Annotated in this window: 13 protein-coding genes; 3 read left to right on the plus strand and 10 right to left on the minus strand. The window is 62.1% G+C overall.

The genetic code is table 11. The annotated features are described in order from the left end of the window. Nucleotides 1-9: 9 nt before the first annotated feature. The 3 genes from PQ467_RS18345 to PQ467_RS18355 all read right to left on the minus strand — a co-directional run bounded on the left by PQ467_RS18345 (nt 10) and on the right by PQ467_RS18355 (nt 4,312). Entirely contained in the window at nt 10-2,187 is a 2,178-nt protein-coding gene (locus PQ467_RS18345; protein ID WP_274176974.1) for a TonB-dependent receptor, read from the minus strand. Nucleotides 2,188-2,293: 106 nt separating this feature from the next. Beyond that, nucleotides 2,294-3,553 (minus strand): PepSY-associated TM helix domain-containing protein, encoded by a 1,260-nt coding sequence (locus PQ467_RS18350; protein ID WP_274176975.1) that lies wholly within the window; start codon nt 3,551-3,553, stop codon nt 2,294-2,296. 240 nt (nt 3,554-3,793) lie between these two features. After that, a complete protein-coding gene (locus PQ467_RS18355; RefSeq protein WP_274176976.1) occupies nt 3,794-4,312 on the minus strand; it encodes a nuclear transport factor 2 family protein in 519 nt (172 codons plus the stop codon). A 206-nt stretch (nt 4,313-4,518) separates the two neighbouring features. On the opposite strand from PQ467_RS18355, the gene PQ467_RS18360 reads away from it, so the two are divergent. Then, nucleotides 4,519-5,961 carry an APC family permease gene (locus PQ467_RS18360; RefSeq protein WP_274176977.1) on the plus strand — a complete coding sequence of 481 codons (1,443 nt, stop codon included), beginning with the start codon at nt 4,519-4,521 and terminating at the stop codon, nt 5,959-5,961. A 25-nt stretch (nt 5,962-5,986) separates the two neighbouring features. Next, nucleotides 5,987-7,483 (plus strand): aldehyde dehydrogenase family protein, encoded by a 1,497-nt coding sequence (locus PQ467_RS18365; RefSeq protein ID WP_274176978.1) that lies wholly within the window; start codon nt 5,987-5,989, stop codon nt 7,481-7,483. 41 nt (nt 7,484-7,524) lie between these two features. On the opposite strand, the gene PQ467_RS18370 is transcribed toward PQ467_RS18365, so the two are convergent. The 3 genes from PQ467_RS18370 to PQ467_RS18380 are packed head-to-tail and all read right to left on the minus strand — an operon-like array spanning nt 7,525 to nt 10,435. Then, nucleotides 7,525-8,817 (minus strand): NAD(P)/FAD-dependent oxidoreductase, encoded by a 1,293-nt coding sequence (locus tag PQ467_RS18370; RefSeq protein ID WP_274176979.1) that lies wholly within the window; start codon nt 8,815-8,817, stop codon nt 7,525-7,527. Nucleotides 8,818-8,831: 14 nt separating this feature from the next. Then, nucleotides 8,832-9,254 carry a Rid family hydrolase gene (locus PQ467_RS18375; protein ID WP_274176980.1) on the minus strand — a complete coding sequence of 141 codons (423 nt, stop codon included), beginning with the start codon at nt 9,252-9,254 and terminating at the stop codon, nt 8,832-8,834. 32 nt (nt 9,255-9,286) lie between these two features. After that, on the minus strand, nt 9,287-10,435 hold the full coding sequence (locus PQ467_RS18380) for a tyramine oxidase subunit B (RefSeq protein ID WP_274177255.1): 1,149 nt from the start codon (nt 10,433-10,435) through the stop codon (nt 9,287-9,289). Between the two features lie 143 nt (nt 10,436-10,578). Between PQ467_RS18380 and PQ467_RS18385 the strand changes: the two genes are divergently transcribed. Further along, a complete protein-coding gene (locus PQ467_RS18385; protein ID WP_274176981.1) occupies nt 10,579-11,649 on the plus strand; it encodes an AraC family transcriptional regulator in 1,071 nt (356 codons plus the stop codon). Nucleotide 11,650: 1 nt separating this feature from the next. Here PQ467_RS18385 and PQ467_RS18390 read toward each other — a convergent pair whose 3' ends face one another. The 4 genes from PQ467_RS18390 to PQ467_RS18405 all read right to left on the minus strand — a co-directional run bounded on the left by PQ467_RS18390 (nt 11,651) and on the right by PQ467_RS18405 (nt 14,788). Continuing rightward, a complete protein-coding gene (locus tag PQ467_RS18390; RefSeq protein ID WP_274176982.1) occupies nt 11,651-12,013 on the minus strand; it encodes a DUF6152 family protein in 363 nt (120 codons plus the stop codon). 28 nt (nt 12,014-12,041) lie between these two features. After that, the gene (locus PQ467_RS18395; protein WP_274176983.1) at nt 12,042-12,545 is read right to left on the minus strand and encodes a DUF6644 family protein; all 504 of its coding nucleotides are present in this window, start codon (nt 12,543-12,545) and stop codon (nt 12,042-12,044) included. A gap of 64 nt (nt 12,546-12,609) precedes the next feature. Next, nucleotides 12,610-13,074 carry a DUF6644 family protein gene (locus PQ467_RS18400; protein WP_274176984.1) on the minus strand — a complete coding sequence of 155 codons (465 nt, stop codon included), beginning with the start codon at nt 13,072-13,074 and terminating at the stop codon, nt 12,610-12,612. A 160-nt stretch (nt 13,075-13,234) separates the two neighbouring features. Continuing rightward, nucleotides 13,235-14,788: an alpha/beta hydrolase domain-containing protein gene (locus tag PQ467_RS18405; RefSeq protein ID WP_274176985.1), complete on the minus strand. Its 1,554-nt coding sequence runs from the start codon at nt 14,786-14,788 to the stop codon at nt 13,235-13,237. Nucleotides 14,789-14,947: the final 159 nt, after the last annotated feature.

Here is a 14,947-nt window from a genome sequence, read left to right on the forward strand (position 1 = left end):
CCCGCCTCCTCAGAAACTGTAGTCAAGGCTCAGACCCACCGTGCGCGGCGCGATCAGATTGAACCAATAGCGGTTGAAGTTGGTCTGGTTGTAATAGCCGCCGCCGATCAGTCCGCGCCTGTCGGTCAGGTTCTGAACAAAGGCATTCACATTCCATGGGCCAAAGCTGAGGCCACCGTTAATGTCGAACTGGACATAACCGGGATAGGTCTGACGCAGGGGCGCTTCGGCCTGACTGGGCGCGAATTCGCCCTTGCGGTCGCCGACATAGGTGGCCGACAGGCCCAGCCGTGCCTTCATGCCCTCGCGCAGCGGAGCCTCGTAATCTAGAGAGAAGCGGCCTGAATGTTCACTGGAATAGGGCAAGCGATCTCCCGGCGCGGCATAGAGGACCGCCGAGGAAAAGCCCTGACGCAGCGTGGCGTCGACATAGGACCACCACATTTTGGCCGTCAGCCGGTCTGTTGGTCGCGCCTCAAGGGAAATTTCGAAACCACGGCTGCGCGCTTTTCCGCCATTGGAATTATAGGTGAACGTGCCAAGGGCCGAAACCTGCGTTACCTGAATATCGCGCCAGTCGATGGTAAACAGAGAGATGTCATACGACAAGGCTCGGTTCAGCAGATCCCCCTTGGCGCCCAATTCATAATTGATCGTGCGGTCAGGCTTGAACTGACAGGGAACCGGCTCGGCGGGATCGGTGTTGCACCCGGCATTGGGGCCGCCGGGGCGATAGCCCGAGGCCACGCGGCCATAGATCATGTGATCGGGCGTAGGCTTGAACCGGGGTGAAACCTGAAAGGTGAAGGCATTGCCGCTGGCCTGCGGGTTGGTTTCGCGATGGGCGGCCGGGGCCGGGTCGGGCGCCAGCATCGTCCATTCGCGGTGGATCATGGATTGGGTGTTGCGGCTCCACCGCCCGCCCAATTGCACATCGAACCTTTCGCTCAACCGCGCGGTGATATTGGCAAAACCGGCAAATTCCTCATAGGTTGCGTTATCGCGCCAGACCACAGGATAGCCGTAGATCGCGCCGTTGAGCGGATTGGTGGCGGCGGAATCGATCGTGTATTTCGCCTTTTCCCGCGTATAGAATCCGCCTGCGATCCAGTCGAAGGATTGCGCCAGCGTGCCCGACAGCCGCGTTTCATGCGAGACCTTGTCCACGCTGTAGCCCGTCATCATCACATGGCCGAAATCGGGCGCGGCGGGATAGACCAGCGGAAACACCGCGAGGGTGAGCGGCGAGGCGGTAAAATCGATGCGGTCCGAATTGCCGTTGCGCGAAAACGCGGTCACCGAGGTCAGATCCACCTCACCAAGGCGCGCCTTGATGGTGGCATTGTACATCTGCACTTCGGAATGGCTGGGCCCGGCGCCGATCTGGTCGGTCTGCTGAAAGGGCGCGCCGGTGCGGCTGTCCACCGAGGGCGAGCCATTGAGGTCGCGCACCTGATAAAGCGCGCTCAGCCGCAGGGAGAAGGATGAGGAAGGTTTCCACAAAGCCGACAGGCGCCCGCCGGTCACGTTTGACGAATTCACATTATCGCGGCCGGTGCGGATATTGTCGATATAACCGGCATCGCGGCGCGTGAACACGCTGGCCCGGATGGCGGTGTCCTGGCTCAACGGGATGTTGAGCGCGGCGCGGGCATTATAGCCAAGCGACTGGCCGCCATAGTTGACCATGTTGAGGCCGCCGCCCACGCTGCCCGAAAAGGCGCGCGTGTCAGGCGCCACGGTCACATATTTGACCAGACCGCCAATGCTGCTGGCGCCATAGAGCGTGCCTTGCGGGCCGCGCAGAACCTCGATCCGGGCAAGTTCCGAAGGGTCGATATCGGGCGCTGCGCCAAACAGGCCGCCCTGACCGGTGGACGAGCCGTAGGGCACATCATCAATGGTAAAGCCGACCGCCGGATTGCCGGTGGCAGGGCCGGTGGTAATACCGCGAATGGCCAATTGGGCCCGGTTGTTGACGAATTGCAGATTGACGCCCGGCATGCTGGAAAAGAAATCCTGCGCGCGGGTCTGGTTGACCGCCAACAAGGCATTGCCGCCGATGGCCGATACGGGAACCGGCACATCCTTGAGGCGCTCTTCGCGCTTTTGCGCGGTCACGATGATCTCGTTGGAATTGTCCGGCTTGGTCGTGCCATCGCCCGCCATTGCAGGAGTACCCGTCATCGCAAGCGCCGTCAGGCAAGCCAGCGGCAAATGGCGGACACGGAATTCGGCTTTTCTCAACACAGGGTTCCCCTCTTCTTTTTTCTAGTTTTTGAAAATGCTTGGTTCATCGCAGGCCTCTTCGGCGCCACCACAGCCACATGCCGGTGACACAGCCCAGCACCACCACCAGCCCAAAGCAGGCTACCGCCACTTGCCAGACGCGCCCGCCGACTGCCGTTACATGCAGGGCAATCAACCAGTTGGTCAGCGTGTTTGCGGCCCGTTGTCCGGTTGGAAGTTGCAGTGCGAGGAAGCGGCCGTCGCGCGCGTCAATCGCGATGGTGGCCGCCGTTGCAGGGGAGTCGGTTTCTGTGGGGCGGCCCTGTGCGTCGAGCAGATCGCGCGAGGTGTGCATCAGAAAGAAATACAAGCCCAGATCGCGCCGATATTCGATGGCGGCCGGTTTGCCGAGCGTAAATCCCTCGCGCCGGGCCTCTTGGGTAAAATAGCGCTGACCCAGTTCGGCGGCCTTGAACCAGTCGATTGGCGGATTGACCAAGGGCTGCGACAGGGGCGGCCGCGGCGGCGCTTCCTGAAAATGTTCATAGGGGGCGATCCGTTGGACCGCGCGGGCATAGGGTCCGCCCAGATTGAGCGCAAAGCCGGTGATGGCAAAAATGGCCAGCAGGGGCCAGAGCCACAGGCCGGGCGCCCGGTGCAGATCGAGCAGCAGGCGATTGGTGTTACCTTTGCATTCGATTTTCCACGCGCTGGCCCAACGCTGGCGAAAGGGGCGAGCAAGCGCATTTTTCCTGCCTCTGTTCGGCCGCGCGGGCAGGGTCAGCCAAAAGCCGGTTACGCTTTCGGCCAGCCATACCATACCCAGCAGGCCGATCAGCAGTATGCCCGCGCCAAAGGGCAAAAATAACGCGTAATGAAGGTAATAGAGAAAGCTGGGCAGCCCTTGCCAATCGAGCGTGGCAGCGCCGATGCGGCGTTGGCCCAATCTTTCGCCGGTATAGGGATTGGCAAATAATTCATCGTAGTCCAGCGCAAACTCTGTGCCGCTGCGCGGATCAATCGCGGGCATGACGCGGGCAAACAGAGCCTCATCCGACCGTTGCGGCAATTGCAGCGAGAACACGCTGCTGTGCGGATCCTGTGCTTCCAATCGGGCGCGGATGTGCAAGGCTTCGTTCAATGTCCACCCCTGCGGCCGGGGTTTCACAATCCGCATGGGCGCGTTGAGCTTGCGCTCCAGATCCTGGTAAAAGGCAATGGCGCTGCCCGTCGCCGCGATCACGATAAGAAACAGCCCAAGCACCAGACCGATGTATCGGTGCAGTGTCAGGCATGCGGATCGGAGCGGCGATGGAGCGGCCACGTCAAATTCTCCCCCCAATAAAAGAACCGGGTCTGGCGCATTCAAAATGCGATTGCCAAAATTACCCCGGTATCGCGAAGGGCGTCCAATTATGGCCCCGTCGCTCTGCATCTTTTACTGTTAAGAGAATGACATAATCGCTGGAATCAAGAATGGCGCGAATGGACTTCGCCATGATAATTTCGGCCACCTGATATTTGCATGTGGCCAACCATTGCAATGGCGAAGCCCGGCGCGGGATCAGTAATCGAAATCCAGCTCTGGCCGCGACCATGCCCAGCCGGTAATCCGCCAGCCGCCAGCTTCCTTGTGCAGCGCGACGGTAAAGGTCGCGTCGATTTCCGCGCCCTGCTGGCCATTCAACGTATAGCGGAAATCGGCCGGAACCACGACATAGGCGCGATCCCCGTCCACATCGATCCGACGCGGTTTGCGCAGCGTGTTCACGCCCTTGGTCAGCCCGATGGCCTTGTTATGCGCCGTCAGCGCCGAAACCCAGCGGGCGCAGGTGTCGGCCCCATGCCATTCATAGGGGGCAAATTCGTCGACAATCGACGATTCCCTGGCACATGCTGCGACAACCCCGGCCGTATTGCCCTTGTTCAGGTTGTCGACATAGCTGCGCACGGTTGCCATCACCGCATCGGCCGCGGCAGGGCCGGTCTGTTGCTGCGCCTGTTCCTGAGTCTGTGCCGGGTTCTGTGCCTGTACCGGCAGGGCCAGCGCCATCAGCCAGGTGGCCCCCATCCATCGCTTCATTGCTTGTACCCTTTCTCTATCCATTAGCCTCCGAGGGGTTGCCCAAGCGGTTCGTAATGACAAGTGACCCGGCGCCCGTGGCGGGGCAGCTGGCCGAAAATACAAACTATGGCGACACAAGTGCAATACCGTGTGGCGGCAAACCTGCCATTGCTGCATTCTCCGGTGGATGGGTTTCCCCGGCTCTTGTTATGCGACGAGCTTTTATGACCAATTCCGACCATGATGCCACCGACGAGGGTGGTCTGTTTTCCGGCATTCTGGGCACCGGCGACATCATTTTCATGATACTGGCCTGTGCCGCCCCGATGGGCGTTCTGGCCGGAATTGTGCCGCTGGCCTTTGCTTTCGGCAATGGTGCGGGGGTGCCGGGCACCCAGCTTGGCATGAGCATTGTGATGCTGCTGTTTGCGGTGGGCTATGTGCGGATCATCCCGCATGTGCGCAACGCAGGGGCGTTTTACGCCTATATCGCGGCCAGCCTGAACAAGGAGGCGGGCATTGCGGCGGCCTATACGGCGGTGGTGGCGTATATCTGTGCGGCGGCCTCGGTGCTGGGCGCGATGAGCTATTTTGCCGCCGATCTGTTTGCCGCCCTGACCGGAATTGTCACAAGCTGGGTGGTCTGGGCCGTGCTCAGTGTCGCGGTCATCGCCTGGCTGGGCTATCATCGGATCACGATGGCGGCCAAGGTGCTGATCGTGGCGCTGTTGCTGGAGGTGGGGCTGATCGCGGTGATCGACATCCTGATCCTGTGGGATCGCGGATGGACCGGGCTTGATTTCAGCAGTTTTTCGCCCCGTGCCGTTTTCGCGCCGGGTCTTGGCATTGCGGTGATCTATGCCATCAACGGCTGCATCGGCTTTGAGGCGACGGCCATCTATCAGGAAGAGGCCGTCAACCGCGCCGTCACCATTCCGCGCGCCACCTATGGCGCGGTGCTGGTGCTGGGCAGCTTTTATGTGCTGTCCTCATGGTGTCTGGTGCTGGCGGTGTCGCCGGACAAGATCAAAGCTGTGGCCGGGGTCGATCCGGGGCATCTGGTCGCGAATGTGGCGTTCTGTCAACTTGGCCAATTCGGGCGCGATGCGCTTAACCTGCTGACGATCTCCAGCCTGTTTGCTGCTGCTCTCGGCTTCTTCAACAATATTTCGCGTTATTTCTTTGCCCTGTCGCGCGACGGGCTTATTCCCGCGCCGCTGGGCCGGGTGCATCGCCTGCATGGGTCGCCCTATCTTGCCTGCCTGCTGCTGGCTTTGCTGCTGGTCATCATCATGGGATTTTTCGCGCTGGCCGGGCTTGATCCCTTGCTCAGTTTGGCCACCAGCCTTTCCTCGATGGGGGCGGTGGGGCTGGAGATCCTGCTGACGACCACGTCCCTGACCATTCCACTCTTCTTTGCCCGGCGCGGCGAGTATTCCTGGGGCAAGACCGCCGCCCCGCTGGCTGCCGGTTTGATTATTGCGGCGGCGACATGGCTGTCGCTGGCCAATTATCCCACCCTGACGGGCACCACCTTGCCGGTCATCAACCGCCTGCCCTTGCTCTTTATCGCCATTGCGGCCTTGGGCTTGGGGCATGGCATCTATCTGCGCCGAATGCGCCCTGCGGCCTATGCGCGCGTGGGTTCGTCCCACGTCGAGGGCTAGGCGCCTGCTGAAACGGAGCTATCCTATGACTTTACCTCCCGCGCCCACCTTGCCTTCGGGCCGGTTGCTGATCGACGGCGCTCTGGTCGAGCCGCTGCGCTCCGATCGGACCCTTGCGGCCATTGATCCGGCAACCGGGCGCACCATTATGCAATTTCCGGCCTGCGATGCCGATGATGTCGATCGCGCGGTACAGGCCGCTCACCGCTGTTTTGAAAGCGAGGCTTGGCAGATGATGCGCCCGCTTGATCGCGGACGTTTGCTGGAAAGGCTGGCTCTGCTGGTCGAGCGCGAGCGGGACGATCTGGCCGCGCTGGAATCGCTCGACAGCGGCAAACTGCTGGCGGTGACCAGTGCGATCGATCTGCAGTTCACCATCGACGGCCTGCGCTATTTCGGCGGCTGGGCCTCCAAGGTGACGGGTGAGACCGTGACGCATTCGCCGTTGGTGGCCGAACCTGCGGTCTATCGCGCCTTTACCCAGCGGCGTCCGGTGGGCGTGGTCGCGGGCATCACGCCGTGGAATTTTCCCATCGGTCAGGCGATCCAGAAGATTGCGCCGGCCATCGCCTTTGGCTGCACGGTCGTGCTCAAGCCATCGGAGGAAACCTCGCTGACGGCCTTGCGGCTGGGCGAATTGATCGCGGAGGCGGGCTTTCCGGCGGGCGCGGTCAATATAGTGACGGGCGATGGAGCGGTGGGCGCGGCTTTGGTCGATCATCCCCTCGTGCGCAAGATCGCCTTTACCGGATCAAATGCCACGGGGCAGTCGATCCTGCAGGGCGCGGCCCGTTCGATGAAACGGGTGACGCTGGAACTGGGCGGCAAGTCACCGACCATCGTGCTGGCCGATGCCGATTTGGACCGCGCGATTGTTGGGGCGGCGGGTGCGATCTTTGCCAATTCCGGCCAGATCTGCACCGCTGGTTCGCGCCTCTTGATCGAGGCGCCCGTCTATGACCGCGTGGTGGAGGGCGTGTGCCGGATCGCGCAAGATCTACGGCTTGGCTCGCCCTTTGATGCCGCAACCCAGATGGGGCCGCTGATTTCGGCCCGTCAACGCGACCGGGTGGGCGCTCTGGTATCCGCCGGTCTTGCGCAAGGTGCGGCCGCGCTGACCGGAGCGGCGAGGCGCGAGGGCGAGGGCTGGTTCTACCGTCCCACTGTGCTGGCGGGCGTCCGCGCCGATATGACGGTGATGCGCGAGGAAATCTTTGGCCCGGTGGTCTGCGCGGTCAAGGTGGAGGACCGGGCCGACATCGTGCGCATGGCCAATGACACGAGCTTCGGCCTTGCCGCCAGCATCTGGACCCGAGATATTGACGCGGCGCATCTGCTGGCCGACCGGATTGATGCGGGCACGGTCTGGATCAACACACATAATGTGCTGGATCTGGCCATGCCGTTTGGCGGCAACAAATTGTCGGGCGTGGGTCGCGAATTTGGCAGCGAGGCCATGCAGGCTTTTACCGAGCCCAAGGCGGTCTGTTTTCGGCTGGACCGCGCGGCGGCGGGGTTCTGACAAGGAAAAGGCCCGATGCGGTGTTGCATCGGGCCTTGGGTTCAGAAACGGTCGAGGCGATAGGGATGCGGGTCGATAAAGGGCCGCTCGCCCATGGCCAGATCAGCGGCCAGTTGCCCGGCCGCAGGCCCTGTGCCAAAGCCATGGCCCGAAAATCCGGTGGCCAGCGTCAGATTGGGCAGCCGATCCACCGGGCCGATGACGGGCATGGAATCGGGCGTCACGTCGATCATCCCGCCCCATGCCTGCGCCACGCGCGCCTTGGCAAACACCGGCCAAGCCGCGATCAGATTGCGCATCGCTTCATCATTCAGGCCCTGATTGACTGGTGGATCAATGGTGCGCAGCCGTTCGAAGGGCGAGACACGCGCCGTGTTCCACCGCCGGGGCAGGGCCAGATCGTCGCAAAATTCACGCCCCAGCGACACACGCAGATTCTTCCATTGCGCGACGAGCGTTGGCAGATACTTCATCCCGATCAGTAGATGGTCCAGTGTCAGCGGCGCAAAGAGCGCGCCGCGCTGGGTGATCGTGAAACCGCCGTCGAGCCTCTTGCGGAACGAAAAATCGGCCCCGCCCACCGCGCTTTCGGTCGGTCCCTCCATCGGTTCGGTGCGCAGCACCGAGGCCACCAGCGGCAAAGTCAGCAGGCGCTGGCCATGATTGGCCAGAAAGCGACGCGACCATACACCCCCGGCCAATACGACATGCTGACAGCGGATCTCGCCGCGTTCGGTCATCACGCCGCTGACCGCCCCGCCGGTGGTGACCAGCGTGCGCACGGCGCAGTTTTCGACGATCACCGCGCCTTTGGCCATCGCCGCTCTGGCGATCGCGCTGGAGGCCAATGTCGGTTCTGCGCGGGCATCGGAGGGGGTGGTGATCCCGCCCGCCCATGTGCCGGTGCTGCCGGGAATGAATTGGGCCACCTCGGCACCGGTCAGCATCCGGCTGTCCAGCCCCGCACCGCGAACGCTTTCGAGCCACGCTTCATGCCCGGCCAGTTCCTCCTGCGTGCGGGCGACATAGGTGATCCCGGCCTGACGAAAGCCGCAATCCTCGCCGACGCGCCGGGGCATGTCCTGCCACATCCGCTCGGCCGCGATGGCCATCGGCAGGTCGGGCACCGAGCGCATCACCTTGCGCACCCAGCCCAGATTGCGCGAGGATTGCTCGCCGGCGAGCCGCCCCTTTTCCAGCACCACCACCGGCACGCCGCGTTCGGCAAGGCTGAGCGCTGTGGAAAGACCGACGATCCCGCCGCCAATCACCACCACGCCCGTCTGCGCCGGATGATCCAGCGAGGTCGAGACCGGCGCAATCCGGGGCGCCATGTTGTGCGGCCCGGTCAAAGCGTGATCTGCATTTCGCGCAAGGGCGCGCGCGACGCTCCGCGCCATGCGGTAACCTCGATCTCCACCTTGTATTCGGGTGAGCCGAGGGGCGGGCTGGTCATGGTCAGGGAGGGGTTGATGCCGCGCATCCGTTGGCCATAGGCGTCCATCACCGGCAGGACATCCTCGGCAAATTGCACAAAGACGCGCGAGGCCACGACATCTTCGAGACAGGCATCGACGGCGGCAAGGGCTGCGCTGATATTGTCGAGCACCTGATTGGTTTGCTCGGCCAGGTCTGTCGGGATCGCCTTGGTTTTGGGATTACGCCCGGCTGTATTGGAAACAAAGATCAGATCACCCACCGCGACCAGCCGCGAATAGCTGCCGTGATCCTCGAATTTGTTGCCGGTTTTGACTTTGATGACTTCGAGCATGAAAATCTCGCTTGATGAAAGGTTTGGGAAAATTACTTGAGCGCGGGCTGTTCCCAGAGGTTCAGCCGGGTACCGATCCCCTCGGCCAAAGCGCGGCGATAGACCTGTGTGCCCCATGCCACGTCCTCGACGGCCATGCCGCCGATCGATAGTATGATGATGTCGTCATCGCTGGTCCGGCCGGGCGCGGCGCCTGCCACAATCGTGCTGAGATCTTCGAGCGAAGAGGCCGCAAGCCGGCCTTCATCGACCAGATCGAACCAGCGTACGCCGATGGCGGGAATGAAACGGTGGACCGGTTTGGGCATTTCCTCGCGATAGGCTTCATAAAGGCCTGTGAAATCGAGCACCTTGCGGATGTCGTCGCCCTGCATCGCCTCGTCTATGTTGCAGGGCGCGGGCATGGAAAGAAACGTACCGGGGCGCACCCATTCTCGCCGGACCGTTGGATAAAGCGAGGGATCGCCGGTGGGCACCGAGGCGCAAAACGTGGCGATATCGCTGTCCCGCACGGCTTGCTCGTCGCTGTCGACCACGCGGACATGGAGATGGGGGAAGGTTTGGCCCACCCATGCGCAGAAGGCGTCAAGATTGGCCTGTCCGCGTCCCTTGATTTTCACGGTATCCAATGCCGGGCATGTGGCCATGAAGGCTTCGAGCGAGGTTCGCGCCATGACGCCGGGGCCGACGATGCCGACCACGCGCGAATCCTTGCGCGCCAGATGGCGCGCGCCCACGCCCGGAATCGCGCCCGTGCGATAGGCGGAAAGCAGATTGGCCGACATATAGGCCAGCGGCGCTCCGGTATCGGCATCGTTAAGCACAAAGGTCAGGATCGAGCGCGGCAGGCCCTTGTCGCGATTGTCGATGTTCGAGCCGTACCATTTCATGCCCGCCGTGCGAAACCGGCCGCCCAGATAGGCGGGCATAGCCATGAAACGGCGGTCGGTCGTCGGCTTGGGCATGGCGGGAAAGGGCGAATTTTCGGGAAAAACGATGATGGCGCCGTGCTGGTTGCTGTTGCCGCCCGCCATGCGGTAATCGCCATGGTGCAGCAGGGCGAACATCTCTTCCATCGTGTCGACACAGGCGGCCATATCGGTCACGCCCGCGCGGATCATGTCCGGTTCGGAAAGATAGAGGAAGTCGATCCGGGGCAGTTTGGCCGGGGCGGCCTCCATTGCACAGATCATCGGTTCAGACACAGGCACTCCCCCTATTCCGGCTGGTGTATTCACGGGCACCAACTGGCCCAAAGAGGTGCGCACGGTAAATTGCAGGCGGGGATTGACGTTTTGCAGATTCGGCCACATCCCTTCTTTTCATGACGCCCGATGCTTCTCGATCCGAACCCGTCGCGCCCGTGCCAAGAGGCCATCAGGCCACGATCCGCATGCTGTTTCTGGGCGCGCTGTTTTCCGCGCTTGAAGATGTTGGCAAGCGTGTGGACCCCTTGCTGCGCGATTATGGGATGTTTCGCGAACAGCTTGAAACACCATATGATTTTGTGCCGCTCCATCGCTATGTCTCGCTGCTGGAGGGAGCCGCTCACAAGTTTTCCCGCCCTATGCTGGGGCTGACGATGGGGGCCAAATTCAGCCTGGCGGACCTGGGGCCATTTTACGCTCTGCTGCGCGCGGCCGGAACGTTGCGCGGCGCTTTGGATTATTTGGCGCTGTTTCAGTCACGTTTGCAAAGCCGGACTCTGTTTGACAGTCGGCGCGAGGGTGAGACGACGATCTACAGCTATCGCATCGAGGATCCGTCGATCTGGCCGAGGGTGCAGGATGCCGAATTTGCCATTTCCAGCTATGTCGCCTTGATCCGTCAGTTGAGTTCGGCACGCTGGGCTCCGGTGGCGGTTCATTTCGAACATTCCATCGCCGGGCGAACCGAGGCCCTGCACCAGTTTTTCCGGTCGCCCGTCATCGGCAATCAGGTGGCCAATGCGCTGGTTTTGCGCAACGAGGATCTCGACAAGCCCTTGCCCAGCGCGATCCCTTCCGAAGACCGCAAATTGCGCAATATTCTCGAATGGCATCTTCTCTCGCTGATGGGCCCCGAGGCGACACCGGCGGAGAGTTTTGTGACGCTGACCCGCGACATTATCGGGCGCTGGCTGGGGCGCACACATGTCGATTGCGCATCGGTGGCGGCCGAGATGAAACTGTCGGAACGCTCGCTGCGGCGGCGTCTGGCCGAGGAGAACACCTCCTTCCGCGACCTTTTGCAGCAGGCCCGGCAGGAGCGTGCACAAACCCTGCTGTCCAAAACCGGCATATCGCTGACCGTGGCCGCCGAACAGTTGGGCTATGCCGATACGGCCGCCTTTTCCCGCGCTTTCAAGGAATGGACCGGGGTTTCCCCCGGCCGCTTCCTGCGCAAGGACGGATGATTTACCAGCCGCTCAGTACCTTGCCATTGGCCAGCCTGACCGTTTTGAGCATCCCGCCCGGCTTGCCGTTGCGCAGCGGGTAAAAGACGATGTCGACCTTATCGCCCGCTTTCAGGGTTTGATAGTTCCAGCCTGCGTGGGTCATCAGATTGGGGCTGCTGCATTCCAGCGCATAGGTCGTCTGGCCGGATTGGACCACCACAAAGGCATGCGGGTTTGTCCAAGTGAACTTTTCGACCAGCAGACCGGCCATTTCGACCTGTTTGGTCTGGTCAAACATTGCAAAGGAATGATGCGCGGCGGCGGGCTGGGCGCCGACCATCGCGGCGGCGGCAAGCAGGATGGCACGGATTTTGTCGGCCATGGGGCAATGTCTCCCTTTGTCGATGGGGTCAGAACAGAACGTCGAGCGTGAAGCCGATCCAGCGACCCAGGAAGATCACTGCTGTCCACAGCAGCAGCGAGAGAACACCGGCCGCGCGGGCGGCAAAGGGCGGGGTGGCGTCTTCGTCCCATTGGTCGATCGTGCGCTGGGTCGACACATGAAAAATCGCCATGTTGATCCCGGCCGCCGCAATCATCAGCAGCTTGAGGCGAAATTCGGTGTTGGCCGCATAGGCCATCGCATTGGAGGCAAACAGCAGACCGCCCGAAATGATCGCCAGCCCAAAGGCAACCCAGGTAAAGGGCAGCAACTCGGTAATCAGCCGGTTTGTGCTGCGCCGATGCGAGGCATAGCCCACCAGCCGCAGATCGACGATGAGAATGGTGCCAAAGACCAGCGTGATGGCCAGCACATGCAGCGATTCCAGCAGCGGAAAGGCGTTGACGTTTTCGCGGATGGCGTTGGACAGAGGCAGATCGTAAATCTGCTGAAGCGTAGTGTGCAGGGTCATTGTGAAGGCTCCCCCCGATTTGTTTTGCCGATTTGTTTTGCAAGGTGTGGGCGGCGCGGGGCCGTCAGGTATAGGCGATGAAGCGGCCGCAGAAGATCACCGCGATCCACACGGCCAGCAGGAGCCATGACACGGCCTTGGCTGCGGGCAGGGCATCTTCGCGCAGCAGCGGGCGGCGCAGCAGGACCGTTGCCGCAAAGGCGAAAAGCACCAGAGCCATCTTGGCCCAAAACACCGTATTGCCCAGCGTGCGGGCCGGTTCGGCCACGATCAGCACGACACCGCTGAGCAACAGCACGACCAGCGCGCGCCACAGCCAGGGCAGATAGCGGCGAACCACATTGCCCGCCGGTTCATCATTGGCCAGAACGGAGGCAAGGCGCAATTCAGACACCAGCGCCGAACCAACGACCACCGCAATGGCCAGAATATGGATGCTCTGCACCGTGGGAATGATCCACGTCGTCACGCGGAAGGTGCTGGAAATCGGCGTGGCATAGAGCCAGTCGCCAAACGATTGGACAAACATCGGCCAGGTCTCCCCTGATTGGCTTTCTTGTATTTTGATGGGAAATGGCCTGTGGGATTAGCGGGCCGGGCGCGGCAGGGGACGTTTGAAACCGTTGCAATACGGGAACAGGTTGCGGTGAAACGGCGCCGAAGCTCCGTTCTGTGCGGGATGCGGGGGATCAGGGGGAGGGTGTGGGGCGGTTCCGCTCAAAGTCTTCCGGTTTTGCCACCGGGGAGAGGTGCGGGGCATCTTCGGGCAGGATCACACCGGCGCGCACGGCTTCTATGGTCGCGGCGGCAAAACGGCGCGCATAGTTTGCATAGGTGCCATAGAGCTTTCTCAACCGCGCGGCGGAGTAGGGCCGTTTCGAGTCATAGACGACGCCGCAGCCGGTTTCGAAATCGGTCCAATATTCCGCAGCGGGCACGGTGATCCAGGGAGGTCGGACGCCGCCCGTCGGGTTGCCGCTCCGCATATCGCGCACAACCCCATCGGCCGTGCGGGGCACGCGCGGCGCGCGCGGCATCGGGCGATGTTCGCGCACCCATAGGTCCATTGCATCCAGCAAGGCCGAGAAGGGCAATTCGGCGGGTTCATCATAGATGAACTGACAGCGCGGATCATCGGGCTTGCCGCGCTGGTTGGGCCATGGTTCGATCTCGCCCGTGCCCAGATCGGCGGCGCGCAGATGCGAGGTTCCCATGACCTCGTAATAGCGCAGCATCGGTGTATCGCTGTCCGGGGGCAGGGCGATATGCTCCATCGCATCGTGGACGGTCTCGGATTGGCTGTAGACCGTAATAAACGGCACGTCGGGCGGCAGGCGCGAGGGCAAACGCAAGGCCGGTCCGGCCACTTCTCCATAGGAGAACTTGCCCGTCATATAGGCGTCGATCAGCGGGCGCCCATCCGGCATCCGCCATTGCTGATGCCGCCCCTGATCGAGGTAATCAAACCAGACCTGCGCCTGAACCGCCCAACTGTTGACATAGACGCGCCGGACATCCAGCCCGGCCGCCGGGCCATCGGAACGGTTGGCTTTCATCAGCATCGCCAATTCCGCGCCGATTCCCTGCGCCTGCGGCAGGAACGGATCGGGCAGGCCGCCGCGCTTGAATTTTTGCGGATCGTAATAGCTGCCCAGCGGAGCATAGCGGGCATAGTCGAACCGGCGCATGAAATCGAAATTGACGATGGCGCCATATTGGTTCCGGCTCTCGTCGGTCACGCCGGGGGGCGGCGGCGGAAATTTCGGGTCATTTGCGGGCGTGTTGATGTTGAGCGTATAGCCGACAAAGGCAAACCCGCGCCGCAGCAGATAGTCCTTCGTCAGGATCCACCCGGCGGCGCGCTCGCCAAACCAGCTGAAGGGCTCGATGATGACCGTACCGTTGAAATGCTTTGGATCGGCCGGTTTGCGGATCAGAAACCGGGTGACATAAGGCGCCTGAGCCAGAATTTGGCCCTGCGCCGAAATGGCGGGCGCAACGCCCGACAGGAAATATTCCTCCTCGACATAACCGGCACGTTTCAGATCGGCATATTCCGTGCCTTTGCGCAGCGCCGAGGACAGGGGCAGTGCGCCGCTGTCCGGCACCCGGATCGCGACGGGCATGGGCAGCGTGTTCGCGGGCGGTGTGCTCTGCGCCCTGGCCGCCATGGGTCCGGCCAGACACAGCGCGATGCACCAGCGCCAAAAGAGGGGTGCGAGATGTTTTGAAACGACGTCCATGGCGGCTGCCTTTCGTTGCTGTGATTTGTCGAGGCCGATCCGTGCCTTATCGCGTCTGATCGAACCCGTTTCAGGGACCGTAACCCAACCGTTTCATGCGCGGCTCGTTGGCTCATTTGTCCTAGGACGGGGCCTTGAAGATGCCGTCAGGGAGAAAAC

This window comes from Novosphingobium sp. KACC 22771 (assembly GCF_028736195.1).
Taxonomy (GTDB): domain Bacteria; phylum Pseudomonadota; class Alphaproteobacteria; order Sphingomonadales; family Sphingomonadaceae; genus Novosphingobium.

Coding starts and splice junctions, on each gene's coding strand:
- PQ467_RS18385 (WP_274176981.1), top strand. CDS start 10,579: ATGACGCCCGATGCTTCTCGATCCGAACCCGTCGCGCCCGTGCCAAGA.
- PQ467_RS18375 (WP_274176980.1), bottom strand. CDS start 9,254: ATGCTCGAAGTCATCAAAGTCAAAACCGGCAACAAATTCGAGGATCAC.
- PQ467_RS18400 (WP_274176984.1), bottom strand. CDS start 13,074: ATGTTTGTCCAATCGTTTGGCGACTGGCTCTATGCCACGCCGATTTCC.
- PQ467_RS18365 (WP_274176978.1), top strand. CDS start 5,987: ATGACTTTACCTCCCGCGCCCACCTTGCCTTCGGGCCGGTTGCTGATC.
- PQ467_RS18395 (WP_274176983.1), bottom strand. CDS start 12,545: ATGACCCTGCACACTACGCTTCAGCAGATTTACGATCTGCCTCTGTCC.
- PQ467_RS18345 (WP_274176974.1), bottom strand. CDS start 2,187: ATGACGGGTACTCCTGCAATGGCGGGCGATGGCACGACCAAGCCGGAC.
- PQ467_RS18380 (WP_274177255.1), bottom strand. CDS start 10,435: ATGGAGGCCGCCCCGGCCAAACTGCCCCGGATCGACTTCCTCTATCTT.
- PQ467_RS18355 (WP_274176976.1), bottom strand. CDS start 4,312: ATGAAGCGATGGATGGGGGCCACCTGGCTGATGGCGCTGGCCCTGCCG.
- PQ467_RS18390 (WP_274176982.1), bottom strand. CDS start 12,013: ATGGCCGACAAAATCCGTGCCATCCTGCTTGCCGCCGCCGCGATGGTC.
- PQ467_RS18360 (WP_274176977.1), top strand. CDS start 4,519: ATGACCAATTCCGACCATGATGCCACCGACGAGGGTGGTCTGTTTTCC.
- PQ467_RS18405 (WP_274176985.1), bottom strand. CDS start 14,788: ATGGACGTCGTTTCAAAACATCTCGCACCCCTCTTTTGGCGCTGGTGC.
- PQ467_RS18370 (WP_274176979.1), bottom strand. CDS start 8,817: ATGGCGCCCCGGATTGCGCCGGTCTCGACCTCGCTGGATCATCCGGCG.